Origin of the sequence: Desertimonas flava (genome assembly GCF_003426815.1) — a bacterium.
In the GTDB taxonomy this organism is placed as follows: domain Bacteria; phylum Actinomycetota; class Acidimicrobiia; order Acidimicrobiales; family Ilumatobacteraceae; genus Desertimonas; species Desertimonas flava.
Genome location: NZ_QKYK01000049.1, coordinates 1 through 26,423, shown reverse-complemented (window position 1 = coordinate 26,423; position 26,423 = coordinate 1). Strand labels below are relative to the sequence as shown.

20 protein-coding genes and 1 pseudogene are annotated in these 26,423 nt (G+C 71.1%); 15 read left to right on the top strand and 6 right to left on the bottom strand.

The annotated features are described in order from the left end of the window. Positions 1-213: 213 nt before the first annotated feature. A complete protein-coding gene (locus tag DN771_RS27935; RefSeq protein ID WP_117000861.1) occupies positions 214-3,078 on the bottom strand; it encodes a BTAD domain-containing putative transcriptional regulator in 2,865 nt (954 codons plus the stop codon). Positions 3,079-3,158: 80 nt separating this feature from the next. Then, positions 3,159-4,178 (bottom strand): histone deacetylase family protein, encoded by a 1,020-nt coding sequence (locus DN771_RS30230; RefSeq protein WP_205528811.1) that lies wholly within the window; start codon positions 4,176-4,178, stop codon positions 3,159-3,161. Between the two features lie 77 nt (positions 4,179-4,255). Between DN771_RS30230 and DN771_RS30225 the strand changes: the two genes are divergently transcribed. Both DN771_RS30225 and DN771_RS27920 read left to right on the top strand, forming a co-directional pair. Next, the gene (locus tag DN771_RS30225; RefSeq protein ID WP_191912196.1) at positions 4,256-5,047 is read left to right on the top strand and encodes a GNAT family N-acetyltransferase; all 792 of its coding nucleotides are present in this window, start codon (positions 4,256-4,258) and stop codon (positions 5,045-5,047) included. Further along, positions 5,031-7,403, top strand: a complete 2,373-nt coding sequence (locus DN771_RS27920) for a hypothetical protein (RefSeq protein ID WP_117000859.1) — start codon at positions 5,031-5,033, stop codon at positions 7,401-7,403. Before DN771_RS30225 ends, DN771_RS27920 begins: the two co-directional genes overlap by 17 nt. A 24-nt stretch (positions 7,404-7,427) precedes the next feature. Here DN771_RS27920 and DN771_RS27915 read toward each other — a convergent pair whose 3' ends face one another. Continuing rightward, positions 7,428-8,276 (bottom strand): DegV family protein, encoded by an 849-nt coding sequence (locus DN771_RS27915; protein WP_117000858.1) that lies wholly within the window; start codon positions 8,274-8,276, stop codon positions 7,428-7,430. Between the two features lie 124 nt (positions 8,277-8,400). On the opposite strand from DN771_RS27915, the gene DN771_RS27910 reads away from it, so the two are divergent. From DN771_RS27910 to DN771_RS27865, 10 genes are all read left to right on the top strand, one after another. Beyond that, positions 8,401-10,206, top strand: a complete 1,806-nt coding sequence (locus DN771_RS27910) for a serine/threonine-protein kinase (RefSeq protein WP_117000857.1) — start codon at positions 8,401-8,403, stop codon at positions 10,204-10,206. 54 nt (positions 10,207-10,260) lie between these two features. Beyond that, positions 10,261-10,923 (top strand): RNA polymerase sigma factor, encoded by a 663-nt coding sequence (locus DN771_RS27905; RefSeq protein ID WP_117000856.1) that lies wholly within the window; start codon positions 10,261-10,263, stop codon positions 10,921-10,923. Next, a complete protein-coding gene (locus DN771_RS27900; RefSeq protein WP_117000855.1) occupies positions 10,920-12,272 on the top strand; it encodes a hypothetical protein in 1,353 nt (450 codons plus the stop codon). Before DN771_RS27905 ends, DN771_RS27900 begins: the two co-directional genes overlap by 4 nt. A gap of 57 nt (positions 12,273-12,329) precedes the next feature. Beyond that, positions 12,330-12,653 (top strand): hypothetical protein, encoded by a 324-nt coding sequence (locus DN771_RS27895; protein ID WP_117000854.1) that lies wholly within the window; start codon positions 12,330-12,332, stop codon positions 12,651-12,653. Between the two features lie 30 nt (positions 12,654-12,683). Beyond that, positions 12,684-13,655, top strand: coding sequence for a thioredoxin-disulfide reductase (trxB, locus tag DN771_RS27890; RefSeq protein WP_117000853.1), 972 nt, complete (start codon positions 12,684-12,686; stop codon positions 13,653-13,655). Positions 13,656-13,788: 133 nt separating this feature from the next. Next, positions 13,789-15,297 carry a DUF4129 domain-containing protein gene (locus tag DN771_RS27885; RefSeq protein ID WP_117000852.1) on the top strand — a complete coding sequence of 503 codons (1,509 nt, stop codon included), beginning with the start codon at positions 13,789-13,791 and terminating at the stop codon, positions 15,295-15,297. Further along, entirely contained in the window at positions 15,294-15,860 is a 567-nt protein-coding gene (locus DN771_RS27880) for a hypothetical protein (protein ID WP_117000851.1), read from the top strand. Before DN771_RS27885 ends, DN771_RS27880 begins: the two co-directional genes overlap by 4 nt. 52 nt (positions 15,861-15,912) lie before the next feature. Continuing rightward, positions 15,913-16,899: an AAA family ATPase gene (locus tag DN771_RS27875; protein ID WP_117000864.1), complete on the top strand. Its 987-nt coding sequence runs from the start codon at positions 15,913-15,915 to the stop codon at positions 16,897-16,899. Then, positions 16,896-18,281 carry a DUF58 domain-containing protein gene (locus tag DN771_RS27870; RefSeq protein WP_117000850.1) on the top strand — a complete coding sequence of 462 codons (1,386 nt, stop codon included), beginning with the start codon at positions 16,896-16,898 and terminating at the stop codon, positions 18,279-18,281. Before DN771_RS27875 ends, DN771_RS27870 begins: the two co-directional genes overlap by 4 nt. 52 nt (positions 18,282-18,333) lie before the next feature. Further along, a complete protein-coding gene (locus DN771_RS27865) occupies positions 18,334-18,960 on the top strand; it encodes a hypothetical protein (protein WP_117000849.1) in 627 nt (208 codons plus the stop codon). Between the two features lie 223 nt (positions 18,961-19,183). Here the strand turns inward: DN771_RS27865 and DN771_RS27860 are convergent, their stop codons facing one another. Continuing rightward, positions 19,184-22,009: a helix-turn-helix transcriptional regulator gene (locus tag DN771_RS27860; protein WP_162942506.1), complete on the bottom strand. Its 2,826-nt coding sequence runs from the start codon at positions 22,007-22,009 to the stop codon at positions 19,184-19,186. Between the two features lie 708 nt (positions 22,010-22,717). On the opposite strand from DN771_RS27860, the gene trxA reads away from it, so the two are divergent. From trxA to DN771_RS27845, 3 genes and pseudogenes are all read left to right on the top strand, one after another. Further along, positions 22,718-23,056, top strand: a complete 339-nt coding sequence (gene trxA / locus DN771_RS27855) for a thioredoxin (protein ID WP_117000847.1) — start codon at positions 22,718-22,720, stop codon at positions 23,054-23,056. Beyond that, positions 23,035-23,457: pseudogene (locus DN771_RS30955) on the top strand (peptidoglycan-binding domain-containing protein); the annotation flags it as partial. The gene trxA and the pseudogene DN771_RS30955, both read left to right, overlap by 22 nt. 48 nt (positions 23,458-23,505) lie before the next feature. Then, positions 23,506-24,039: a hypothetical protein gene (locus DN771_RS27845; protein WP_227462505.1), complete on the top strand. Its 534-nt coding sequence runs from the start codon at positions 23,506-23,508 to the stop codon at positions 24,037-24,039. 201 nt (positions 24,040-24,240) lie between these two features. Here DN771_RS27845 and DN771_RS27840 read toward each other — a convergent pair whose 3' ends face one another. After that, the gene (locus DN771_RS27840) at positions 24,241-25,155 is read right to left on the bottom strand and encodes a ParB/RepB/Spo0J family partition protein (RefSeq protein ID WP_117000846.1); all 915 of its coding nucleotides are present in this window, start codon (positions 25,153-25,155) and stop codon (positions 24,241-24,243) included. After that, positions 25,130-26,077 carry a ParA family protein gene (locus DN771_RS27835; RefSeq protein ID WP_227462504.1) on the bottom strand — a complete coding sequence of 316 codons (948 nt, stop codon included), beginning with the start codon at positions 26,075-26,077 and terminating at the stop codon, positions 25,130-25,132. Before DN771_RS27835 ends, DN771_RS27840 begins: the two co-directional genes overlap by 26 nt. Positions 26,078-26,423: the final 346 nt, after the last annotated feature.

The following is a 26,423-nucleotide window of genomic DNA, read 5'->3' as shown; positions in this document are numbered from 1 at the left end:
ACCACCCCCCATCGCGGCGGCCCTCGCGGCACCGGACTCTGATCCCGATGACCACCCCCCATCGCGGCGGCCCTCGCGGCACCGGACTCTGATCCCGATGACCACCCCCCATCGCGGCCCTCGCGGCACCGGACTCTGATCCCGATGACCACCCCCCATCGCGGCGGCCCTCGCGGCACCGGACTCTGATCCGCAGGCCGGAGACGGCCGCGATCAGCTGGACGCCGCTCGACGAACGAGAGCGTCCCGACGCTTCACCAGCTCTGCCGGCTGAGCTCCTCCGAGCTCGCGGGCGACCTCGCTGGCGTCCTCCAACACCGCCACGGCAGCGGCATTGCGGCCTTGCATCGTCAAGAGTTCGGCGAGCCGTACGTAGCGGGAATCGGCATACCGGTCGATCCGCACCGCCCGCTCGGCGTACGCCTGAGCCAGTGGCAGGTTGCCGGCATCCTCGGCCTGGATCGACAGCAGGTCGAACAGCCCGATGAGCTTCTGATCGACGCGGCGACGCGCCGACATGGCCCATTCCTCGTACTCGAAGTCGGCGAACACGACACCGTCGATCATCCCGACCGCCGTCTCGGCCAGATGACCGGCCAGATCGGGGTCGGATCGAGCCGCCGCCAGGGCGTCGCTGGCCAGCCGTTCGAACTCGTGGATGTCGCACGTGAGGTCGGGAGCCAAGCGCACACCCGAGCCTGAGCGGACGACCACGTCGCCGGCCCCGCGCCGCAGCCGCAACAGCACGTTGCGCAGCCGGGCGCGGCTCGACTCGACGTCGTCGTCGCCCCAGATCGCGTCGCTGAGCTGGTCGAACGTCGCCGAGCCTCCGAACGCGACGACGGCGCCGACGAGCCGCTGTGGGTTGCCAGGCGGCACCGGCGCCTGCTCGTCGCCGTCGTGCACCGTCATCGTGCCACCGATGACGACCAGGCGGCGTCCCGAACTCGGTCGCGCCGCAGGTGCCGAACGGCTGATGCTCGTGGGTTGCGCCGGCGCCGGCTCGTCCACGGCCGCCGGCGGGTTCGGATCGGCCCGGAGGAACGAGGCCACCAACTCTCCCGCCCGACGTTCGCCCAGGGCGGCGAAGTCGCTCAAGCCGAGGGCCACCAGCTCTCGCTGGGCGGCCACCACGTGGCGGTCGGCGCCGCTGCGGTCACCGCGATGCACCGCGCTCACCGCCCCGAGCAGCTCGACTCGCCAGTACTCCATCGGCGGAGTGCGCCGCAGCTGTGCCTCGACGTCCACGGACCGGCCGCAGCGGGCGTCGTAGGCGAAGCGGGCGAAGGCGATCTGGTCCGGGAACACCCCGCTGCGCTCGGTGGCCGCGTCGAGATAGCGCTTGGCGATGTCGAGCTCGCCCAGGCCGCCGATCACCACGCTCACGTCGCAGAGGAACGGTACGCCCAAGACGTCGTCGCTCTCACCGAGCGCCGTGTTCTCGGCCACGGAGATCTGGCGGAGGGTGGCATTGAGATCGTCACGCCTCGCCGCGACCAGGGCGTTGGCCCACGCCGCCGAGGCGACGAGCTGAGAGTCGTCCTGCAACCGGCCGACATCACCGACGCGCCGGAACCGCGCCTCGGCACTGTCGAGACGGTTGGCGTGGTACAGCGCCAAGCCTTCGTAGTAGACGGCCCACAGGCGCTCGGCGTCGGACACGTCGGGCATCGCCAGCACCTGGCTGAGCTGGGCGAGAGCCTCCTCGAACCGACCGAGCGGGACGAGGGCCCCCGCCGCCAGGTTCGTCCGGGCGTGGCGGGCGCGAGCGCGCTCGCCGGCCCCTTCCCACGCCGAGATGGCGATGCGGTACTCGTTGGCCGCGCGCTGGAGGTCGTCCCGGCCGTCCGACGACGAGGCGATGCTGGCCAGCACGTGATGCGCCGCGGCCAGCGTGAGATCCTCGCCCGGACCGAGGTTGACGAGCGCGTCCGACGCCGCCCGCTCGGCCTCCCCGAGGCGGCCCTGGGCCCAGAGCTGGTCGGCGTGCCATACGGCGACCCGCCGCTGCAGGGGTGAGTCGGAGCGCTCGACGAGACGCATGGCGCGAGCGATGTCGCTGCTCGCCTGATCGAGCCGGCCGATGCGCTTGGCGCCGGCGCCCCGCAACAACAGCAGTGCGGCGTCGTCCTCGACCGCCGTGCCGAGCCGGGCGAGCAGGGCCATCAGGCGGCGCGGCTCGGTGGTGTCGATGATCGACTCGGGCAGCTCGGCGAGCATCCGGGCGGCCCGGTCGTGGGCGCCGGCATCGAGCAGGACGCCCGCGGCGTCGATGGCTTGACCACGAGCCAGCAGCTCGGTGGCCAGCCGTCCCGCCGCCACGGTGTCGACGACGGGCGTGCGGTATGACTCCTCGTTGCCGAGGGCGATCCCGCCGGCCGCCTGGCGGCGCATCGGCACGCCGGCGTCGACCACGCGCTCGAGGAATCCCGCTCCGCCCAGCTTGTCGAGCAGAAAGCGGTCGAATCCGTGGGTCCTGGCGAGCAGGCTGACGAGCTCGCCGTCGCTCGGGCTGAGCTGCTGGAGCGCCGAGGTCGCCGCCGTCCGCACGAGTTGGTGGGCGGTCAGCACCGCGTCGGCGGTCGGATCGGTGCGGAGCTGATCGAGCAGGATGGCGACGATCCGCACCGAACCCTCGGCGGCCGTGACGATGCGGTCGGCCGAGTCGGCGTCGATCTCCGGGGCCTCGGCCAGCACCTCGTCGATCGTGATCGACATCGCCGCGGCATCGAGGATCACACCGTCGACGAGGTGGGCTGCCTCGTGGAGGGCATCGGGCAGGAACCGCCCGGCGACGATGAGTCGGAGGCCGTCGCTCGAATCCTCGATGAGCTCGATGAGGTCGTCGAGGTCGGCCGACTTCAGCAGGTGGGCGTCATCGATGACGACGCCCGGGACGTCACCACGCTCGATCTCGTCACGGGGCGGCAGTTCGCCCCGGGCCCGGAGCGCTCCGCTGGGCGCGAGCCGACGCGCCAGCCACGACTTGCCGAAGCCGGAAGGCGCTTCGAGCAGAACGAGGCCCGGCGAATCGTCGCCGGCCAGTCTGGCCAGCAGCGCGGCGCGTGAAAATCGCATACGGGTGCACCACAAGGTACCGGATCGACGCGGCGCGGACCGTAGATGCAGCGGCGCGAGCTGCGGGTGTCGCTAGATCACTAGGGCGCCTCGGACGCGGCACGCTCCCATTGCTCGCGGATCTCGCCCACGGCCTCGCGGCCCGGCCCGCCGTTGCTCAGGCCCTCGGCCGGCACGTCGATCCCGGCGAGGGTCCCCACCACCGCCGCCGCGCTGGCCGCGAGCGCCTCGAGGTCGTAGCCACCTTCCAGCATCGCCAGGATGCGACCGGGCGGGACGAGCCCGATCGCCCTCGCCGTGAGGGCGGCGAAGTCACCCGACGTCAGCCCGAGTTCGGTGAGCGGGTCGTCCCGATGGGCATCGAAGCCGGCCGAGATCAACAGCCACGTCGGGGCGAAGCGTTCGACGGCCGGGGCGACGATCTCGTCGAAGGCCTGCAGGTAGACGTCTCCCGTCGCGCCCGGTGGGAGCGGGATGTTGACCGTCGTGCCGACGCCGGGGCCGGCACCGGTCTCGGTGCGACGCCCGGTGCCGGGGTAGAGCGGCCACTGGTGCGTGCTGACGAACAACACGCGCGGGTCGTCGTAGAACACGTCTTGGGTGCCGTTGCCGTGGTGGGCGTCGTAGTCGAAAATCCACACGCGCTCACCTGCGTCGGCGAGGGAAGCCGCAACGACCGCGATGTTGGACACGAGACAGAACCCCATCGCTTCGCGGCGGGTGGCGTGGTGACCGGGAGGCCGTACCGCGCAGAACGCCGCCGAACCCTCGCCACGCTGCAGCGCGGCGACCGCGGTGAGCCCGGCCCCGGCGGCCAGGGCGGCCGCCGGGGCCGACTGCTCGCTCATCTTGGTGTCGGCGTCGATCCACCCTCCGCCGGCCTCACTCAGCGCTTCGAGCCGGTCGAGGTAGTCAGCGGGGTGGACGCGTTCGAGATCGGCCCGCGTCGCCGGGGTGGGCTCGATGGGCACGACAGCGTCGGCGAGCGTCGGTGAGGCCAGCGCCGACGTGACCGCAGACAGGCGCGACGGGCGCTCGGGATGGTGGGCACCCGTCAGATGCTCGAGGAACAACGGATGCGTCGCGGTGATCACGGTCACTCCTGCAATCGTACGGGCCACCGGGCGGCCAGCACCGGCGGTGAGGTTCGGGTGGTGGCGAGTACCGTGGCGCAGCGGTGAGAGCACGTGGACACAGGGGCGCTCCGCTCGGCTCGGGCAACGCAACCGCCGCCTGGTACCGCCGGGCCGCGTTCGATTCCGCCGTGATGCACCTGTCGCTCGCCGACGACTCGGTGGTGCCGTCGCACGACGAGATCGAACGCTGGATCCGCACCATCGTCGGAGCGGCCACCGGAGCGATGGAGGTGTCGACGATCCGCACCTCCGCGTTGTTTCCGTCGTCGGCAGCCCGGTTCCGCGAAGCTGGGTTCGTGGTCGCCGACACGCTCGAACTGCTTCGTGCCGAACTCGACGACGCGCAGGTCCAGACGAGTCTCGGCTCGTCCGCCGGCGCGTCGACGCCGTCGAACGTGTCGACCGTGTCGCTGCGGACGCGCGAGTTCGACGCCGCGGCCCGGATCGACCAGGCGGCGTTCGGTCGACGGTGGGGCCACGACGCCGCCGAGCTCGACCAGATCCGCTTCGCGACACCGCGATTCCAGGCGCGGGCCCGCGTCGAGCGTCGCGGCTTCCTGCGCCGCGAGCTGGTCGCCGTGGCGATCGCCGGGGCATCGTCGGAGCACGGCTACCTGCAACGCCTGTCGGTCCGTCCCGACCAGCAGGGACGCGGCCACGGCCGGGCGCTGACTATCGACGCCCTGCACTGGATGCGGCGCCGTCACCTGCGCGACTGCCTCGTCAACACGTCCGTCGACAACGGCGCCGCGTTGGCCCTGTACCGCTCCGTCGGGTTCCGATCGATGAGCGACCGATTGGAAGTCCTCGAACTCGATGTCCGCGACCGCTGACCGCGCCCGGCGCATCTCGGCGGCGGCGGTCGTCGCGGCCGCCGTGGCCCTCGTGGGTGCCGCGGTCCAGGCGGACGCGGCCGGGGCGGGTGAGGCACCGGCCTCGCTCGTGGTGACCGATCAGACCTTCGCCGTCACGGCGGGCTCCCAGCTCACGCTCGACCTGGAGCTCACCGGTGCGCCATCGGTCCTCGACGCCGTCGCCGCGGCGGCGACGACGACCACCACCACCACCACGACGACCACCAGCACGCCGTCGACAACCTCCACGAGCAGCACCACCACGGAGCCGGCGTCCGCGCCGGGCGCCCCTTCCACCTCCACGGTGGCCGCCGGCGGCGCCCCGTCGGCGGGCACCACCGTCGCCGACGCGCAGGGATTCGCCGCGCCCGGCGGCACCACGCCACCGAGCGATGGCGGAACGGTGACCGTCACGATCCACGATCCACTCGACGACGTCGACGATCTCGACGACGTCGACGGGGGCGATCCCGGGGACGCGGTCGACACCACCGCGATGCCCCTCGATCTCGCCGTCGACACCGATGCCGGATCGGCGACCGGCACCGTCACGGTGCGCGTGACGCTGGACGAGGAGGCGTCGGGCACCGCCCTCGATGCCGGGCGGAGCGGGATCCATCCCCTGACCGTCGACGTGGAGATCGCCGGCGAAGTGATCGCCAGCACGGTCACATACGTGCTCGTCACCGCACCGGACGACGTCCCGACGCCCAACTTCCCGATCGCCCTCCTCGCCACCGTCGAGGACCCGGGACCCTGGGCCACGGACGAAGCGCTGGCTGCCGCGGCGCGCGAGCTCCAGCAGGTCGTCGACGTCGCGGCCGCCACCAACGCGCCGCTCACCGTCAGCATCCCGCCGTCGGTCGCCCGACCCGCTGCCACCACAGCATCCGGCGGCGTCGCCACCACATCCGGCGACGGCCAGACCGACGCCACCGACGTCGTCGTGGATACCGAGCCCAATGCCACAGCCGGTGACTCGGCGCCCACCGGGTCGACCACGGCGGGCGCCGCGGACGGATCGGTCCCGCCCGCTGCCGACGACGTCTCGCGCCGTCTCGCCGAGCAGCTGATCGGCGACCAGTTGCTCGCTCGACCGCTCGTGCCGCTCGATCCCTCGGCGATCGTCGGCATCGGCCGCACACGCCTGTTCACCGAGCAGCTGCGGGCCGGCGAGGAGATGCTGGCCGCCGCCAGCCCGCAGGCCACGCCGTCGCGTTCGGTGTGGTTCGCCGCCGAGCCGCTGTCCCAAGGGGGCGCCGACGCGCTGCGCGACCTCGGCGTGCAACTCGTGGTGGTGCCCGCCGACGTGGCGGCAGCGATGGGCGCCGAAGCCGACGTCTTCGCGCTCTCGTTGGCCGACGGCTCGACGTTGCCGGGCATCGTGATCAGCAGTCTCGGCGATCGCCTCGCCACGCCGAGCGCCGACGTATCGCCCAACGACGCCGCCGTCCGGCTCCTCGTGGAGGCCCTCCTCGTGCGCGACACGACCGACACCCCCGCCCTCGTGCTCGCCCCCGGAGAGGGCGTCGGCAACGCCGCCGTGACCGCCGCCTTCGCCCGGCACGCAGCGTCGTCACCCGGCGTCAACGTGGTGCCCGCCTCCCACATCATCGGGTCCGTCGGGGCGGCCGCTCGCGACGACGTGCTGCCAGCAGGCGTCGAGCCCGCCGTCGACCTCACGGAGCGAGCGGCCGCGATCGACGCTGCGAGCGAGGCGGCCGACGCCGCCCGTTCGATGCTGACCGACCAGCGACCTGCGGCGACGTGGGACCGCGACTTCGTCCGCCTCCTGTCGACGACCGTCGACGACGACACGGCGAGCCGGCGACTGTCGGCGATCGAGGCCGAGATCGACAGCTACCTCGACGCGATCGTGCCGCCCGAGCGCTTCACCTTCCGCATCACCGGCACGTCGAGTGACCTGCCGCTGCGCATCGTCAACAACTCCGACCAGGTGCTCAACGTCGTGGTCCGCGTCGCCTCCCCGAAGCTCGAGACCGAGGACCTGGAGCAGGCCCTGACGCCGGGTGAGAACCTCGTGAAGGTGCCGGTGACCGCTCGCTCGAACGGCACGTTCAGCGTCGAGGTCAGCGTGCTCACGCCGAGCGACGTGCCGCTCGCCCGGCCGGTTGTGCTCAAGGCCGACGTCACCGGACTGTCGGGCCTCAGCCGGGTCGTCACGATCGGCGCCCTGCTCGCCCTCGCATCGTGGTGGTACCGGCACTTCCGCAAGCGTCGCCGCACCGGACGCGACGGGGGTGCCGGATCCGTGCGGCTCGAGCCCGGGCCGACGCTTTCGCCGGACGCCGCCGAGTCCCGCGGGCCTGACTGATCGACCCCGTCGGGCCGACGCGGTCTACTTCTCGTGGTAGGCGACGCCGATGGTGCCGCGACCCGTGTGGGCACCGATGACGGGCCCGATCTGGCCGACGACGATCTCTCCGTCGTAGTACGGCTGCAGCCGGGCGACGAACTCGTCGACGTCGTCGCAGTCGGCGTGGAGGACCCCGAGGTGCTCCATCCGGCCCTGCTGCGACGCGACCTTGTCGACGAGGAACTGCAGGGCCTTGGACCGGGTGCGTTGCTTGCCCGCCTGGGCGACCTCGCCGTCACGGACCTCGATGAGCGGCTTGATCGACAGGGCCGTGGCGAGCAGCGCCTTGGCACCCCCGATGCGCCCACCCTTCTTCAGGTTCTCCAACGTGTCGAGTGCGCCGAACATCCGCGTCCGAGGCACGAGATCGCGGGCGAGCCCGACGACCGAGTCGTAGGCGCCGGGTAGATCACCCAGCTCCTCGGCGAGCTCGGAACAGGCGATGAGAATGGTGCCGAGACCGAGCGTGAGCGTGCGGGAATCGACCACCGTCACCGAGATCCCGTCGCCGGCGACCGCCTTGGCGGCCAGCTCGGCGCTCTGGATCGTCGCCGACAGCGCGCCCGACAGGGTGATGGTGACGATCTCGCGCCGGCCGGCGTCGGCGAGGCGCCGGTACGACTGCTCGAACCGACCAGGGGACGGTGCCGCGGTGCTCGGCAACTCGGGCGAGGACGCGCAGCGTCGCCAGAACTCCGCCGTGCTCAACTGTTCGCGATCGATCAGCTCCTCGTCACCGAAGCGGATGCTCAACGGCACCACCTCGATCCCGAACCGCGAGACGATCTCGTCGGGGAGGTCGCACGAGCTGTCGGTGACGATGCCAATCACGCCGACCGACGTTAGCCAACGCCGTCCGGTCGCCTCCCACGGCGGAACCCGGCCGCGGTTTGACCGTGGAGGGGGTCACCCTCCGCCATCTGACTGGTGCCCGCAACTAGCGTGACGTGGCGAAATGCCCGCTTCGACGACACCTCCTCCCACGCCGCGGGCGTCGCCGACGTCGTCGGGAGGGTCCACGGCGGGCGGCAGCGGCAGCACACCCATCGTCCTCGCCGGGCGCTACCGCCTCGAGCGCCGCCTGGCCCAGGGCGGGATGGCCGAGGTGTGGTTGGCCGTCGACATCTCGCTCGACCGGCGCGTCGCCGTCAAGTGGCTCAAGCCCAGCCTGGCCACCGATCCCGTGGTCGCCGAGCGGTTCCGGCGCGAGGCGGTGGCGGTCGCCCGCCTCCATCACCCCAACATCGTCGCCGTCCACGACGTGTTCGAGGAGAACGGCCGCCAGGCGGTCGTCATGCAGCTCGTCGACGGCAAGAGCCTCCGACAGATCCTCGACGTGCAAACCCGTCTCAGCCCCGAGCTGACGATCCACATCGGGATGTGCGTGGCCGCCGCGCTCGACGCCGCTCACCAGGCCGGCTTCGTCCACCGCGACGTCAAGCCGGGCAACATCATGGTCACGCCCGACGGCCGCGTGCTGCTCACCGACTTCGGCATCGCCAAGGGGCTCGACGGCGGTGACGACCTCACGAGCGACAACGTGATGATGGGCACGGCCAAGTACCTGTCGCCGGAGCAGGTCCGTGGCCGCAAGCTCGACGGCCGGGCCGACCTCTACTCGCTCGGCTTGGTGCTCTACGAGTGCCTCGCCGGGCGCGTGCCGTTCGTCGGGTCCACGGACGCCGACACCGCCCTCGCCCGCCTGCAGCGCGACCCGACCGATCTCGCCCGGCTCCGCCCCACGCTGTCGAAGGGCCTCGTCGAGCTCATCCACCGCCTGCTGTCGCGCAACCCCAACCGTCGCCCCTCCACCGGCGCCGAGCTCCGCACCATCCTCCAGGACGTGGCGGCCGAGCCCACCACCTTCCTCGACGACACCGACGCGGCCGCCGCGCCAGCCCCGGGGCGCGTCACCAGCCCGGTCCGTCCGGCCGGTCGCCGCGCCGATCGCAGCGCCGGACGCGAGAGCGCGGCCCGCGCCGTCGCCGGTGAGCCCACCAGGACGGCTCCCGGTCCCTACGACCAGGGCCGGGGCCGCGACCTCACGCCCACCGCCGGGCCCAAGTTGCGCGGCCGCCCGGCCCGGGACATGCAGACGCGGTTCGCCCCGTCGTTCGTGCTGATCTGCCTGCTCCTCGCCGTGGGGCTGGTCGTGGCGCTCATCCTGTGGGCGGCGATCCGTCCCAACGACGACCGCGAGGGCGGCTCCCCGCCGGCCACCGTGGCCGGCGCGGCGGACGCGCCGACCGACGCCGTGACTCCACCGGTCGGCGTGAACGGCGCGACCACGGCGCCGCCGGTCGCCGGTGTCACGGCGAGGATCACCGCGGCCAGCGCCTTCGACCCGTTCGGCGACGGCAGCGAGATGAACGAGCTGGCCAGTGCGGCCCTCGCCGACGGCAACCCCACCACGGGCTGGATCACCGAGTGCTATTCGAACCAGTACACCGGCAAGCCGGGTGTCGGCCTCGTCGTGTCACTGTCGGCGGCGGCGACCGGAACGCTGCGTTTCGAGGTGGGCACCGCGCCCTACAACGTGTTCGTGTTCGCCTCCGACGGAGCGGCGCCGGCCAGCCTGGATGCGTGGGGCACCGAGATCGCCCGCCGGAACGCGGCGACGCCCGGGACGGTCGAGGTGCCGATCGAGACGGCCGCGAGCAACGTGCTGCTCTGGTTCGTCGAGATCGGCCCCGACAGCGGATGCAGCGACGCCCGACCGCACCGCGGCTCGATCTCCGAGATCACGTTCACTGCGGCGTGACGGCCGGACACCGAGCGTTCTCCCCGATGAGATTCGCCCGCGCTGTCTAGTGTCATGACCATCATCGGGACGGAGGACGACGCCACGCTGGTTGCCGCTGCGCAAGCAGGTGATCGCAGTGCTCTCGACGCGCTCCTGCGCCGCCACTACGACCGCGTGCACGCCATCTGCCGGCGCGTCTCGGGTTCGAGCCGCGACGCCGACGACGCCGCCCAGGAGGCGATGATCTCGATCGTGCGAGGTCTCCCCCGCTTCGACGGCCGGGCCGCGTTCACCACGTGGATCTACCGGATCGCCACCAACGCCGCCCTCGACGAGGCCCGGCGGCGCGGGCGACGACCGATGCTGCACGCGGTCACCGACGAGGACGGGCCGGCACTCGAGCAGGCCGATCCCCTGTCCCACCGACTCGTCGAGGGCGCCGGCGACCGCATGGCGCTCGACGCCGCACTGGCGGCGTTGCCCGAGGAGTTCCGCACCGCGGTCGTCCTGCGTGACGTGGGCGACCTCGACTACGCCGAGATCGCCGAAACCCTCGGCGTCCCCGTCGGGACGGTGAAGTCCCGGATCGCCAGAGGACGAATGCTCCTCGCCCGTGCCCTACGTCACGACGACACCGAAGGGAGCGGCGGGAACCAAACCCCACCTTCCGGTCGTCCAAGCGCTACCTCACCCGACCATCCGCCGCCCGCGGAGGACGGACCCCGCACGCCATGACCGACGAACAGTTCGAGCTCGCCAGCGCCTACCTCGACGGCGCCGTGACCGACGAGGAGCGCGCGCGCGTCGAGAATGACAGCGAGCTCCTCGCCGCTGTGCGCGAGTTGCGGGCGATCAGCGCCGCCATGGCCGACGCCGATCCCCCGGCGCCGGCCACCCGCGAGAACGCCATCGCCGCCGCCCTGGCCGCGTTCGACGAGATGCGGGCGTTCGGCGACGTCGACGAGTCCGACGACGCAGGCACCGAGCTGATGCCGGCCACGCCACCGCCGGCCGTCCCGCCGGCGCCGGTGTTGGCCGGCCTCGACCAATCGTCGGTCCACGACGGCGATGCGCTGGTGGTGCCCTTGGCCCCGCGTCGGCGCTTCCGTCTCGGCCACGCCGTGAGCGTGGCCGCCGCAGCCGTCGTGGTGCTCGCCGGCGGCATCGCCCTGCTGCGCGACGACGCCGAGGCCCCCACCAACGACGCCATCAACGAGGCGACGGCCCGCACCTCCATCGCCGGCTTGCCGAGTGCTGTGGGCACGGGCGGCACAGCCGGCCCGGCGGTCACCGTCGCTCCCGCCACGACGGGGGCGGCGATGGTCACGGTCACGACGGCCGCCGCCGAGGGCGGTCCGTCCGTCACGCAGCGGGTCACCGAGGCCGACGACGCCGCCGACGCCGAGGAGCCCGCCAACGACGCCGCGCCCGGAGGGCCCGATGACCCCGCTGGCGAGGCGCCCCCCGCCACGACGATCCCTGCGCTACCTCCTGCTCCGGCTCCCGACGCAGCCGGCGGAACACCTGACTCGCTCGCCGAGTCGGCCGCTGTCGCCGCCTCCGACACCGACGCCGTGTCTGCCGATGCCGCCGACGTCGGCGCCCCGCCTGCGGCTGCTGCAGTCAGCTCGTCGCCGGCGGAGCTGGTTGCGCCGAGCGCGGCGGTGTCCGGTGACCCTGGGTTCGCCACGCCGTCCGAGCCACCAGTGCTGCGCGGCCGTGACGAGTTCGTCGAGTTCACCGACGGCTTTCTCGTCGCCGACATGACGATGGCCGCCGCTGCCGCGCCGGACTCGTCCGTCGCCAACTACACGCCGACCACCACCGTGCCGCCGCTGTCGCTCCCGCAGGCGGTGACCCGCTGCCTCACGCCGGGGTCGGAGCCCCTCCGATCCGACGCCACCTACGTGACCGACGACGGCACCGAGCACCCGATCGCCGTGGTCGACGTCGGCGTCGCCGGCGAATCACCGGCGTACGGCGGACTCGACGTGGTCACCTGCGAGCTCGTCGTCGACACCGCCGAACCCTCGCTCGTCACCACGACGACGTCGACCACGTCGTCGAGCACGCCTGCCGGCTGACCCTCCGGTCCCACCGGCAACGCAGTCGCCTCGCGGTGGCCGATAAGGTCGCGGGCCATGCCCGGCAATCCGTTCACCGATCCGAACTGGGCCAGCGACCTCGCCGACACTGTCGAGCGCGTCGTCGGTGGCGTCCGGGACAAGACCACCACCCCGATCCTCAAGGCGACGCGCTACATCGTGTTCGGAGCCCTCGCCGCCATCCTCGGCATCGTCGTGGTCGTGTTGCTCCTCATCATCGCCACGCGGGGCCTGCAGGCACTCCTCGACCTCGGCCTCCCCCACGAGCGCTCCGTCTACGTCAGCTACCTCATCGTCGGGGGAATCCTCGGGCTCGCCGGGTTGTTTGTATTGAGGAAGCGCAACAGCGCCCAATCCTGAACCACCCTCGTCCGTGAGAAACAGATCGTCATGAGCACCGAAACCGCCACCCCCGCCGTCACCGAGCCGCGCGATGTCGTCATCATCGGCTCCGGCCCGGCCGGCCTGACCGCCGCCATCTACACCGCCCGCGCCAACCTCGCCCCCCTGGTCATCGAGGGTGAGCCGTCGAGCTCGAGCGATCAGCCCGGCGGCCAGCTGATGCTCACCACCGAGGTCGAGAACTTCCCCGGCTTCCCTGACGGGATCATGGGTCCCGAGCTGATGGGCAACTTCCGCGCCCAGGCCCAGCGGTTCGGCGCCGAGTTCCTCACCGAGAAGGTCACCAAGGTCGATCTGTCGGCGCGCCCGTTCAAGGTGTACGTGCGCGACACGGTGTACGAGGCCAAGTCGGTCATCGTCAGCACCGGCGCCCGCTCGCTCATGCTCGGCCTCGAGGCCGAGCAGCGCCTGCTCGGGCACGGTCTGTCCACGTGCGCCACATGCGACGGGTTCTTCTTCCGCGGTCACCACATCGCCGTGGTCGGCGGTGGTGACTCGGCCGTGGAAGAGGCGACGTTCCTCACCAAGTTCGCCGACAAGGTGACGCTGATCCACCGCCGCGACACGCTGCGGGCCTCGAAGATCATGCAGGAACGGGCCCTGTCGAACCCCAAGATCGAGTTCCTCTGGAACACCGTGGTCGACGACCTCGTGGGCGACGACCGCCTCGAGGGTGCCGTCGTGCGCAACGTCAAGACCGGCGAGACGACCACCCTGCCGGTCACCGGCCTGTTCGTCGCCATCGGCCACCGGCCCAACACCGATCTGTTCAAGGGTGTGCTCGACACCGACGAGAACGACTACCTGATCACCCAGCCGGGCTCGTCGGCCACCAACATCGAGGGCGTCTTCGCGTGCGGTGACGTGCAGGACCACACCTACCGGCAGGCCATTACGGCCGCCGGCTCGGGCTGCATGGCCGCCATCGACGCCGAACGCTGGCTCGAAGCGCAGCACTGACGCATCGACGTGGCGACGCGCCACCGTCCCGGGTGAGGCCGCGCGTTGCCGCGGTGACCCAATCCGGCGAATCTGCGCGATCCTGGCGGCCTCGGCGAGCGTCGAAAACGACGACACTTGTCGTCCACATCGCATGAACGAGAGCAATCTCCCTCCTGCGGCGGGTGGAACGCCGGAGCTCGAACGGCTGCCTCCTCCGACCGTCGATCCGATCGCGGTTCCGCCGGCGCCGATCCCCCCGCCCCGGTCCTCGGTGTCACCGTCGAGCGCCCTGATCGGCGGGGGCATCATCATCGTGGCCCTCGCCGCGGCCGCCGGTGGCATCATCTGGATGCCTCGCGACGGTGATGTCGATCACCGATCCGCGGTCATCCGAGGACTGGTGGGCGCGGGGCTCGGCCTGCTGCTCGCCGCCGGCGCCGTGCTCGCGCTCCGCCGGAGTGGCTGGTGGCGTCGTCTCGGCGTCGGCGCGTCAGCCCTGGCCGCGGTCGTCAGCCTGCTCGTCGCGCTCGGCGCGATGCTGGGCGCCGCGACCGCCCGCAGTGCCGACCCCGAACAACCCCGACGTGACACCGACGAGCCGGCACCGAACCCGGGCGAGGCGGGACAGTCGGGCGGTGCTCCCGGCCGCGTGCCCGGAGGCGTCTCCGAACACGCCGAGGCCGCCTTCGTCGATGCCGATGGTGACGGCCGGCCCGATCTCGACGACGACGGCAATCCGATCATCGCGTTCGACGGCGATGGTGACGGCTACTTCGAAGGTCGCCTCGTTCCCTGCCCGCCCCACGACGACGAGGCGCCGAGTGCCGACGGCCCGCTCGGCGCCGACGACCTTCAGGGCGGCATCCATCTCGACTTCACGTGCGACGGGAGCACCGATCGGCTGATCCGGATGTCGTCCACCATGCTGCGTGCCATTCCGCGTGCCGGTGTCGACGAGGAATCCTTGTTCAACGACGTCGACGGCAACGGCATCCCCGATGACTGGGAATCGGGCGCCGGCATCGATCGCGACGGCGACCGGCCTGGCGCCGACGACGAGACCGACGACCGAGACGACGACCGAGACGACGATCGGGACCGCGACAACGACGTCGGCAAGACCGTGCTGTACGTGCTGCTCACGCTGTTGATCGCCGCCGCCGTGGCCGCCGTCGCCTGGGGGATCGTGTCGTTCGCCCGGCGGGATCGAACGCATCGACCGGACATCCCGAGCGCAGACAGCGAGCCCGAGGCGGACGCCGTCGACGACCATGCGGCCGAGGCGGCCATCGAGGAGTCGATCGAGACGCTGCTCGGCCACCCCGATCCGCGCCTCGGGATCCGCGCCGCCTACGCCGTCCTCCTCGACGCGCTGTCCGAGGCTGGGTTCGCCCGCCGCTCGTTCGAAGCGCCCGAGGAGCATCTCGAGCGCTGTTTGCACGGTCTCCAGATCGAGCCTCGGCCGATGCGTGAGCTCCTCCGGCTCTTCGCCCTCGCCCGCTACAGCACGCACGAGATCACCGAACGCGAGCGCAACGAGGCCCTCGAGGCGCTCCGCGAGTCCCAGGATCTCCTCCGTCGGCGGCAGGCGACCGCTGATCCCGGTGGGACGGCGCCGAATCCCCCGCCTCGTGCGTCCGGTGGGACGGCGGTCCGATGACCGCCCCGACGCCGACACCGGCCCCGCACGAGGGCACTGGTCCACCGCCGGCGTGGCTCCCGCGCCACCGGCGCGTCGGCCTGACGGTCAAATGGGTCGCCATCCTCGCCGCTGTCTTGGGCATCTTGGCGATCGCCTGGCCGGAGGCCGCCCGACCACTCGTCAGTGTGCTCGCCGGCGTCGTCCTCGCCGCGATGGTCGTCGAGGCGTTCATCGCCATCGTCAGCCGCGTGCCGCAGCCGTCCCTGCGTTCGCCGTTCGAGCACCGTCCGGGCGGCACGGCGGCCGAACTGCCCGGCGAGCTGACCTCGATCCTCAACGGGATGAAGGGCTTCGACCCCCGGCGGACCGTCCCGCCTCCCACGTTCTGGGCGCTGCGCCGCATCGCCGGCGACCGCATCGCCTTGCGCCACGGTCGGCGCGTCACCGAACAGGACGCCGACTGGCTCCGTCCCATCGTGTCAGCCGAGTTGTTCGCCGTACTGGCCGCCCCGTCCTCCGAACCCACCATGATCCGTGGCGACGCCCTCCCGGCCCTCCTCACCGAGATCGAAGCCCTGTGACCCCCGACCCGATCGACGTGTGACCGACTCCCCCGGACGAACGGAGCTTCCGATGACCCTGCTTCCCCCGCCCACCGCAAGCGCCGCCCCGTCGCTGTCCACGCAGCACACCACCGAGCTCGTCGCTCGCTGGCTCGACGCCGTCGAGCGTGCCGTGGTCGGCAAGCGGGACGCGCTCGAGCTGATCGTCACCGGATTGCTCGCCAACGGCCACGTCCTGCTCGACGACCTCCCGGGCGTGGCCAAGACGCTGAGCGCGCGATCGCTCGCGGCCACGGCCGGCATGGAGTTCTCACGCGTGCAGTTCACGCCGGACATCCTCCCGGCTGACATCACCGGCGCGATGGTCCTCGACCTGGAGACCAACGGGTCGCGGTTCCAGCCGGGTCCGATCTTCGCCCAGATCGTCCTCGCCGACGAGATCAACCGGGCTCCGGCGAAGGCTCAGGCTGCGTTGCTCGAGGCGATGCAGGAACGCCAGGTCACCGTCGACACGACGACGCATCGACTGCCGGCGCCGTTCCTCGTGATCGCCACACAGAACCCGGTCGAGTCCGAAGGGACCTATCCCCTCCCCGAGGCCCAGCTCGACCGGTTCATCCTGCGCACGCGCATCGGCTACCCCAGCCAACAGGACGAGTCCGCGCTGCTGTCCCGGCGGATCCAGCGTCGTACCGACGAGGTCGATCTGGAGCCGGCGATGACCACGGACGACTTCCTCGCCGCTCAGGCCGCCGTCGAGTCCGTGCACGTCGAGTCGGCGATCGTCGACTACGTCGTCGCCATCGTCCGGTCCACCCGCGGCGACCGCCAGGTGGAAGTGGGCTCCAGCCCACGCGGCAGCCTCGCCCTGCTGAAGCTGGCCAGGGCGTCGGCGCTCATCCGCGGCCGCGACTTCGTCACGCCCGACGACGTCCGGCGGCTGGCGATCCCGGCGCTGGCCCACCGGCTCGTGCTCACGGCCGAAGCGTGGGCCCGGCACGTACAACCGGAGTCGGTGGTGGAACGCTGCGCCGCCGGAGTCTCCGCGCCGACATGACCGCGATGGCCACGTCCGGACCGGACACGGTCGAACCGGTCGACGGTCGCTGGCAGCAGCCGGTCCAGCTCGTGCACCGCCGCGACGACCGGTTCGTCGCGTACTCGATCGTCGTCGCCGGTGCCCTCGTCATCGCCCTGTTCTCGGGCCGTGCCGAGCTGGCCGCCTTCGCCGCGCCGTTCGCCATCGCCCTCGCCCTCGGCCGGCGCAACGACGACTCACTCTCGGCGGTGGCCCTCACCGTCGAATTCGACGAGGACCGAGCGATCGAGGGTGACACCGTCACCGGACGATTCGGTGCCCAGTCGACCGTGCCGCTGCGCGGCGGGGTCACCGTGGAACTGCTCGCCCGACCCTCGTCGGACCTCACGATCCTCGGGCCGGTCGACGGGGTCCTCGGATGCGAGTTGGTAGCGGGCGGGGGCCACCACCCGGCGGCCGACTTCGCCGTCCGTGCCGAACGCTGGGGCAGCTTCCTCCTCGCGCCCACCGCCGTGCGCGTCCGCGACCCCTACTCGCTGACGTACTGGGAGGGTCGTGCCCTCGGCGGGCCCCGGCTGATGGTGCTGCCAACTGCGGCGAGGCTGAGCAGCCTGCTCGAGCCGCGCAGCTCGCGCGCCATGGCCGGGTTTCACACCGCCCGCCGCAGCGTCGGCCACGGTCTCGACTTCGCCGAGCTCCAGCACTACCAGCCGGGTGACCGCCTGCGCGACCTCAACCGGGCCGCCACGGCCCGGACGGGCACACCCATCGTCAACCGCTACCACCCCGAGCGGGCCGGTGAGGTGGTCGTCCTGCTCGACACGTTCATCGATCCGAGCTACGAGCTCTCCACCACGTCACGACAGGCGATCGTCGTTTCGGTCCGGGCCGCCTGGGCGATCGCCCGTGCCCACCTCGCCGCGCAGGATCGGGTCGGTGTCACCACGGTCGGCCGCGTGCCGGTCTGGCTGTCGCCGGCCGGCGGCGCGCGGGCGCGCTACACCGTGTTGGAGACGCTCCTGTCGGTCGGCGATGCCCTCGAGTCGGGCAGGGTGCGAGCCGACCCGGTGGACGCCGGGCGCATTCCCCCGGCCGCCCTCGTCGTGTTCATCTCACCGCTGTGGGACGGCCGGTACCTCCCGCACATCGAGCGCCTGCAAGCCCGGGGCCGCGAGACCGCCGTCATCCAGCTCGGCACCGGCCACCTGATCGCCGAGCCCACCACACCGACCGAGGAGCTGGCGCGTCGCCTGTTCGACGTCACGGTGGAAGACCGCGCCGAACGCCTCCGCCGGTCGGGAATCACCGTCGTGCGATGGGAACGCGGTGCCAGCCTCGACGCGGTCGTCGACGCCGCCGCCCAGCGCCAAGCGCAACGCCGGATGTCGAGGTCCGGGTGATCGACAGATGAACAGTCAGAGCTCCGTTCTCGAAAACAAATTCACATGTCTCGTGTCGACCGATCGCATCGGTACGGGTGCACGGTCGCTGCTGATCGTCGCCGGCGCAGTACTCGCTTTCGGGGCCTTCCTCCTGCCGATGACGGGTGAGTCGCCGCAGGGCTGGCAGACGTTCCTCGCCATCGTCGGCGTCGCGTCCGCCGTCACCGCGGCCTTCGTCCGTGGCGCCCTCATCGTGACGGCGTTGGCTGCCGTCACGACCGCCGGGCTCAGCCTGATCGACACGGAGCCGACGCTCATCGGAACCTCGCTGGCCGGGATCGCCGCCTTCACCTCCTGCGAGACGATCTCCCTCGCCCGCATGTGGTCGAGCGTCGGTGTGGTCGACCGGACCGCCGAGCGGATCCACCTGCGTGCCATCGCCATGCGCACGATGTTCGGCGCCGGCGCCGCGGCCGTGTGCACCGTCATCGGCCTGATCCGCCTGCCCTCGCCCGGCCTGATCGCCGCCCTCGGCGTCCTCGCCGCGTCGGCCGTCATCATCGGCTCGGCCCTGCGCGCCGTCGGCGCCGACCCTCCTCCCCCACCGCCGCGTCCCACCGCGTTGCCGCCACCCCCACCACGGGCACCTGGAGTCATCGGTGGCCGCGGTACCGGCCCGTTCCCGCCCCGTCGCTGACCAATCACTTGCAGCGTCCGGCGTCATCGAGCCCAAGGTGGGCCGTGGCGTGAACGTATTTCTAGTGGTCTGCCGTCGAGTTGGTGAGGTGGATCGCGCCGCTGGGCTCGTCGCTGGCAAGGCGCGAGGACGAAGGAATACACCCAGTCTTTCGAGGACGAGCAACGCAGCCAGCGGCGAGATCCAGCAAGCGAGACATCCTTACCAATCCGGCGACAGACCGCTAGGACGAAGTATCCCGCTGATCCTCGTTGTCCGGGAAGGTGCGGGATACCGGCTTCGACGGCGGCGGACGAGCGCTGTCCACGACTCGGAACTCACCATCTGGTGTGGGACGTACCGCGTCGATTCGGCTGAGGGCGGCGGCGAGGTCGACCCGTGATCGGATCTGTAGCTTGCGGTAGCACCGTGACAGGTTCGACTCGACGGTGCGCACGCTGACGAACATCGCCGCGGCGATCTCGGCGTTGGTCGCGCCGGCGGCGGCCCGTTCGGCGATCTGGCGCTCGGTGGGGGTGAGCGCCGCCGAGCGCTTCGGCCGTCCGCCGATGCGAGCGGCCTCGATCTGGCATCGCTTCAGCCAGGGGACCGCGCCCATGTCGGAGAACAACGCAGCGGCTTCGTCGAGGCAGCGTCGCGCCTCGCTGCGACGCTGGGCCCGGCGGGCGGCCCGGCCGGCCGCGAGCTGGGTGCGGGCGAGCTCGTAGCGATCGCCGTCGCAGTCGTGAACCTTTGCCGCGCGGGTGAACAGACGGGCCGCTTGGTCGGCGTCACCGGTCGCTGCGGCGACAACGGCGAGGGCTGCGTCGGCGTCGGCACGGGCGTTGTCGAGCTGGCAGCGATCGGCGTCGACGCTCAGGCGGTCGGCAGCCGTCTGCGCGTCGTCGAGCCGGCCGGCCATCGTGAGTGCTTCGACGAGGTCCCGGCGGTACGGCACGACCCGCGGGCCGCGCAGACCGATCTCGGCCGCGAGCTGGTCGGCCAGCTCGAGCTGATCGAGCGCGTCGCCGTCACCGAGCGTGAACGACGTCATGCCCCGGCGTGCCTGGACCAAGAACGCGTTGGTCCGGCCGCGTTGGAACTCGGACGATTCGATCGCTGCAAGCATCTGTCGGGCCTCGTCAGTGCGGCCGGTGGTCGCCAGGACGTACGCGAGGTCGGCACGCTCTGACGCCGCGCTGAGTTCGTGGCGGAGGATGTCACGCAGGATGTGTTCGGCGCGCGCCCAGTCGCCGCGAGGCGGATGGAGCCCGGCCTGCAGGATCAGCCCTTGTATCTCCTGGGCGGCGAACCCTGCGGTGATCGCAGCTGCGCGGGTACGTTCGCACCAGTCGATGCCCCGGGCGTCGCCGACGAACCAGAGGAGCCGAAGCAGTTCGTCGGTGGCGTAGCTCAGCAACGCGGGCTCGGGCCACGTCTCGGCCAGCCTGACGGTCGTGTCGACATCGACGGGTTCGCCGACCAGGGCTCGCGAGGCGGCGACGGCGAGTGATGCCCCTTCGATCGCCTCGTCGACACCGTAGCGCCGGGCGTCGTGGGCAGCTCGCAGCGCCGTGTCGAGTCCGCGGTCGAGGTGGTCGAGGCGTTCGATCTGCACGAGGCTGCCGAACAGCGTCATGCGACGATTGGGGTCCCGGATCCAGGTGAGGTCGTCGATGACCTGTGACCGGGCGGCCGCCAGGCCCTTGACGGTGGCGATCGCCGACACTCGCATGGTCGCAACACGCTCAGCGTCGTCCGACCCGTCCGCGACCGTGATCGTTGCCAGCGTGTCGAGGAGTTCACCGTGCTGAGCGCCGAGGCGCTGAGCGTCGGCGAGGGCGAACTGCCGTCGGCGGAGCTCGGCGTCGCGATCAGGCGGCGTGGCGGCTACCGCCGCGCCGTAGAGATGCGCCGCCGAGTGGGGCGCACCACGCCGTACGGCGAGGTCGCCTGCAGTCTCTAGGTCGGCGGCGACCAGACGATCGACGGCGGGTTGCGACGCAGCGAGGTGCATGCCGCGGCTCTCGGCATCGCCGACGAGGCCGGCCAGCGCCGTATTGGCCGCCCGGAGTTCGGCGGTCGACAGCGTCGCGAGCGCCGCCGCAGGGATGGCGGGATGGGTGAAGCGGACGATCGTAGGTTTCGACCCGGACAGCTCGACGAGGCCTGCCCGTTCGGCCGGGCCGAGCACGGCCAGCGCGTCGTCCGTGCCGAGCGCGGCGCCGATGACGTCAACGGCGGGGACCGCCAAGAGCGCGGCGAATTGAAGCGCGGTCCTGCTTTCGGGAGTGAGGGCATCGAGGCTGGGCCGCACCGCCTCGAGCAACGAGCGGGGCGTCAAGGCGTGCGATAGCGGCCGGCCGGCAGCCACCTGACGGGCCAGCTCGATAGCGAACATCGGGTTGCCGTCCGCCCGCTCGCACAGGGCCCTCAGCACATGGCGCGGGGTCGCAGGGCCCGTGATCGGACCGATGATGTCGGCGAGCACATCGGCATCGAGCGGGCCGAGCCGCAACTCGAAGCGGGACGCAGGAGCGACGGCGGCGGCAATCGTCGTCGGCTCCTCCGGCCGTCGCGCGATGACGATGATCAGAGGGTGGCTGGGCAGCGACCGGGCCGCGAACGTGAACGCTCCCGCGCTCGCCACGTCGAGCCACTGCTCGTCGTCGAGGACGATCGCCAGGGGGCGACTCATCGCCGCCGTCGACATCAGATTCCCCAGCGCCGCGGCGACACCGTGAGGTTGCACGGGGGCGGCCGGATCCGGATCCATGATCGACTCGAGGTGCCGCCGTCGCGAGGTGTCCAGACCGTCGAACAGCTCCCGGCTGACGAGTGGGAGTAGGGCCGCCAGCGCCGTCCATGACAGAGACTGCTCGGCCCGTGTTGCCGAATGGGACCACACGACGAACCCGTCGTTGCGGAGCTGCGTGACGAGCGCCGACAGCACGGTGGACTTGCCGACCCCGGCGGGACCGATCATCTCGATCAACCGGCCCGAGCCGCCGACGACCTCGGTGGCGTGGGCGACGAGGGCGGCCAGTTCGCTGGCCCGGCCGAGCAGCATGTGGTGATGATAAACACCGCCGTTCCCGACCCCGCGGCCATGGTTCATCGTCGAGTTCACCGAGCGGGTGGTCATGTCTCGGCGCGCCGGTACGAGGTCAGAGAGCGGCGACGTTCGGCGAGCCAGGACGTTCTCGTCTCCGCGCTGCAGGCGTGGGACCTGGCGTGAGTTGACGCTCTAGGCCTGGGGATTGACCGGCTCGTCAGGAGGATCGGGCGGCAGCGGAAGTGGGTCGGGGATGTCCGGCACGGTTGGGTCGGAAGGGTCCGGACGCTGGGGTTCGTCCGGCACAGAGACTGCAACGGCAGTTCGCGGTTCACTCATGGGCGTCTCGTACCCAACGCTGCCCGGGGGAAGTCGGCTTGCCGTTGGCGCGACGACCCACGCCGACGCTGACGCAGCAGCCGCGGGGTGTTCATCAAAGTTCCTCCCGCCGTCGAGGACACCGCACCCCGACGATCGCGGACACGACCAGAATCCGCACTGGTGCGTCGGTTCACTCGCCGTCAGCCGGCACGACTCGTGGGGGTTTCGAGATCTCGTTCGGGGATCTCTCTTCGGACTGTACGCGAACCATCATTCCGCACGGTCATGTCGCTCGCCGGTGTTCTGGAATGCCGCGGCCCGTGTGGCTGTTGTAGCTCGGTAGGATCGGTCCGCACGTTCGGAGCGGTTCATCGGTCTCCCACGTTGCAAAGGAAAGTGCCCATGTCCGCAGGAATCGTCAATCTCTCCACCAGCACGTTCGACGAGCAGGTGCAGAGCTCGCAGAAGCCCATCCTCGTGGACTTCTGGGCGGAATGGTGTGGCCCGTGTCTGAAGGTCGCCCCGATCCTCGCCGAGATCGCCGCCGAGAACGCCGATCAGCTGACGATCGCCAAGGTCAACGTCGACGACAACCCTGAGCTCGCCCAGCGCTTCAACGTGATGAGCATCCCCACGATGCTGGTGTTCAACGGTGGTGAGGTGAGCAAGCGGATCGTCGGGTCGCGGGGCAAGAGCAACTTGCTCGAGGAGCTCGACGAATTTCTGGCTTCCACTCACTGACGCCCGGCCAGCACGGCGAAGCCATTCGTGACCTCCAGCGGCGCCTCGGCGGCGCTGGATTCGCACCGGTCGGAGCCGAACCGGGGTCCTATTGCGCGTCCACCGAGGCCGCCGTCCGGGCCTTTCAGGCGCAGCGCGGTCTCCACGAGAGTGGACTCTGCGACGAGGCGACCTGGCTCGCCCTCGTCGAAGCGTCCTGGCGCCTCGGTGACCGACCTCTCAAGCTCGTCGCGCCCAATCTCCGCGGTGACGACGTCAGCACGCTGCAATCGCAGCTCGGGCGCCTCGGGTTCGACTGCGGGCGGGTCGACGGCATCTTCGGCGCCCGGACGGCCCGCGCGCTCGAAGACTTCCAGCGCAACTGCGGTCTCGACGCGGACGGAGTCTGTGGGGCGGCGACGGCGCGGGCCCTCGACATCAACAGCTCACGGACCGGTTCGGGACCGGGCGTGGCCACGATCCGCGAGCTCGAGCAGCTGGGCAGCGTGAGCGCCACACTGCACGGCCTGCGCGTCGTGGTCGGCCAGTTCGGCGGTCTCAGCTCGCTGACGCGCTCGGTCGCCCAGGAGCTCCGCTCCCGTGGGGCCAAGGTGATCGCTGTCGACGAGTTCGATCCGTCACTGCAGGCCGCAGCGGCCAACCGCCACGCCGCCAACGTTTACCTGGGCTTCGAGGCCCACGCGACCTCCCGGGCGACGATCGCCTACTACTCCACCGACGTCGAGGGTGCCGGCTTCCACTCGGCCGGTGGACGGGCACTGGCCTGCCGACTCAGCCAGGCCCTCGACACCGCCAGCGTGCTCGACCTGGCCCGAACCGCCGGGATGCGGCTTCCGGTGCTCCGCGAGACCCGGATGACCGCCGTCGTCTGCTCGCTGGGGCCGGTACAGCGGGTCACCGACGCCGCCGCGGCCATCACCGATGCGGTCGTCGAGGCGATGATCGCGTGGACCGAGTCACCAACGGCATCGACACCCGTCTGAAGCCGGGGTCGAGTCTCCCCACACGGCTGCGCCATTATCCACAGGCCGTACGCTGCGGTGATCTGGTGCCTGGCCAGTTATCCACACCGTTGTCCACGCCTGTGTAAACCTAGAGACGAGGTTGTCACCAGCTCCCGGCAACCCTCAAGTCGCACGTGAGACTGGGCCCGGACGAGCAACGTTGGGTGGCCGAGTCGCGGCCTACTCGCCGGCGATACGTCGGTAGATGCGTTCGAGGTCCTCGAGATCGGCGAACTCGATCGTCACTTTGCCCCTTTTGGCGCCCATCTGGACGCCGACGCGGGTGTCGAGATGATCGGCCAACAGTTGCTCCAGCTCGAGCAGGCCGGGCGGGCGCAGACGCGTCGCCGTGGTGAGGCCGGCGCCGTCGACGGGTCGCGGTGCGGGCGCTGCCTCCGGCTCGGCCACGTCGGGCTCGGTGTCCTCTCCCCCACCACGAACAGCCTCCTCGGTCGCGCGGACCGACCAGCCTTCCTCGACCACGAGGCGGGCCAGCTCTTCCTGGCGAGCCCGGTCGGGCGTGCTCAACAACGCCCGGGCGTGACCGGCCGTGAGCTTGCCGTCGGCGAGGAGGCGCTGCACCTCGGGAGGGAGTCCGAGCAGGCGAAGCGTGTTGGTGACCGCCGAGCGGCTCTTGCCGACGCGCTTGGCCACGTCGTCGTGGGTGAGTTCGAAATCCTCGATCAGCTGCAGGTAGGCAGCCGCCTCCTCCAGCGCGGTGAGGTCCTGGCGATGCAGGTTCTCGACGAGCGCCTGCTCGACCGCACTGATGTCGTCGGTGGTGCGGACGACGGCCGGCACCGCAGCGAGTCCAGCCCGCTTGGCTGCCCGCCAGCGCCGCTCGCCGGCGATGAGCTGGTAGCCGTCGTCGACCCGCCGGACGAGGACCGGCTGCAGGACCCCGATCTGGCTGATCGACGCAGCGAGCTCGGCCAGCGACTCCTCGTCGAAGTGAACCCGCGGCTGATGTGGGTTGGGGCTGATCGCGCCGACGGCGATCTCGGTGAGGACGGGGGCGTCGCCGTCGACGGCGACGTGCTCGGCCTGGGGGATGAGGGAGCTGAGCCCTTTACCCAACCCGCTGCGTCGAGTCATCGTGCACCTCCTTGGCAACGTCTCGATAGGCGATGGCGCCACGTGAACGGGGGTCGAACGTGGTGATCGGCTGCCCGAACGAGGGCGCCTCGGACAGGCGGACCGACCGCGGCACGACGGTGCGGAGCACCTTCTCGCCGAAGTGGTCACGAACCTCACTCACAACCTGATCGGCCAGCTTCGTGCGGGCGTCGTACATCACGCAGACGATCGTGCTCACGTGCAGCTGCGCGTTCAGGTTGCGCTTGACGAGGTCGACGTTGCGGAGGAGCTGACCGAGACCTTCCAGTGCGTAGTACTCACACTGGATCGGGACGAGCACCTCGCCGGCGGCGCTGAGGCCGTTGACGGTGAGCAATCCGAGCGAGGGCGGGCAGTCGATCAGCACGTAGTCGTAGTCATCGAGGACGGCCTCGATGGCTCTCCGCAATCGCGTCTCACGGCTGAACGCGGGGACGAGCTCGATCTCGGCACCGGCCAAGTCGAGGCTCGCCGGAGCGACGAAGAGGCCCTTGACGTCGGTGGGCTCGACGCAGTTCTCGAGCGGCACGTCCTGCATCAGCACGTGGTACATCGACGTCTCGAGCCCCCGGTTCTCGATGCCGAGCCCGGTGGACGCATTGCCCTGGGGGTCGAGGTCGACGATCAGCACCCGCTGGCCGAGCTCGGCAAGGCAGGCACCGACGTTGACCGTGGTCGTGGTCTTGCCCACGCCGCCCTTCTGGTTGGCGACCGCCAGCACGCGGGGGAGTGGGTACTTCCGTCGGCTGGGAGCTGGCTCGGTGGCGTCGGTCGCCACCGCATCGTCCGTGGGCTCGGCGGTCGACGCAACGTCCATGGTCGCAGGCTCATCAGTTTGGGGGTCGGTCGGAGGGTCGGACGGCAGGTCGGACGGCTCGTCCATCACGACATCGGTGCTCATCGGGACGACCGTCGCAGCGGACGAGTCACCCGGGCGGTCGTCTGCACGAGGGGAGAAGGCGTCGGAGTCGGTCATGAGTGCACGGTTCCGGGCTGGTCGCCTCGGGGCCCTCAGTGTAGGCATGCCGACCGGATCGAGACGCGGAGGGTCGTTCGGCACCCGGTGATGTTTCCCGTGAAACACGCCGTTGGGTGGCGACTCGACGGTTCTGGGCGCGGTGCATGACGCTGAGCGTCACTGTTCTGTCGCGCAACATCGGTGACACGTATGTCGCGGAACATGGGTGACAGTTCATGACGTTACCCGGCGGGGTTGGCGGGGGCCGCCGCGGCGTTGGCGGCTGGGT

Bases quoted from the DNA above. Each gene is read 5' to 3' on its own strand.
- DN771_RS27935 (WP_117000861.1), bottom strand. From the start codon at position 3,078: ATGCGATTTTCACGCGCCGCGCTGCTGGCCAGACTGGCCGGCGACGAT.
- DN771_RS27920 (WP_117000859.1), top strand. From the start codon at position 5,031: ATGTCCGCGACCGCTGACCGCGCCCGGCGCATCTCGGCGGCGGCGGTC.
- DN771_RS27910 (WP_117000857.1), top strand. From the start codon at position 8,401: ATGCCCGCTTCGACGACACCTCCTCCCACGCCGCGGGCGTCGCCGACG.
- DN771_RS27905 (WP_117000856.1), top strand. From the start codon at position 10,261: ATGACCATCATCGGGACGGAGGACGACGCCACGCTGGTTGCCGCTGCG.
- DN771_RS27900 (WP_117000855.1), top strand. From the start codon at position 10,920: ATGACCGACGAACAGTTCGAGCTCGCCAGCGCCTACCTCGACGGCGCC.
- DN771_RS27895 (WP_117000854.1), top strand. From the start codon at position 12,330: ATGCCCGGCAATCCGTTCACCGATCCGAACTGGGCCAGCGACCTCGCC.
- trxB (WP_117000853.1), top strand. From the start codon at position 12,684: ATGAGCACCGAAACCGCCACCCCCGCCGTCACCGAGCCGCGCGATGTC.
- DN771_RS27885 (WP_117000852.1), top strand. From the start codon at position 13,789: ATGAACGAGAGCAATCTCCCTCCTGCGGCGGGTGGAACGCCGGAGCTC.
- DN771_RS27880 (WP_117000851.1), top strand. From the start codon at position 15,294: ATGACCGCCCCGACGCCGACACCGGCCCCGCACGAGGGCACTGGTCCA.
- DN771_RS27875 (WP_117000864.1), top strand. From the start codon at position 15,913: ATGACCCTGCTTCCCCCGCCCACCGCAAGCGCCGCCCCGTCGCTGTCC.
- DN771_RS27870 (WP_117000850.1), top strand. From the start codon at position 16,896: ATGACCGCGATGGCCACGTCCGGACCGGACACGGTCGAACCGGTCGAC.
- DN771_RS27860 (WP_162942506.1), bottom strand. From the start codon at position 22,009: ATGCTGCTCGGCCGGGCCAGCGAACTGGCCGCCCTCGTCGCCCACGCC.
- trxA (WP_117000847.1), top strand. From the start codon at position 22,718: ATGTCCGCAGGAATCGTCAATCTCTCCACCAGCACGTTCGACGAGCAG.
- DN771_RS27840 (WP_117000846.1), bottom strand. From the start codon at position 25,155: ATGACTCGACGCAGCGGGTTGGGTAAAGGGCTCAGCTCCCTCATCCCC.
- DN771_RS27835 (WP_227462504.1), bottom strand. From the start codon at position 26,077: ATGAGCACCGATGTCGTGATGGACGAGCCGTCCGACCTGCCGTCCGAC.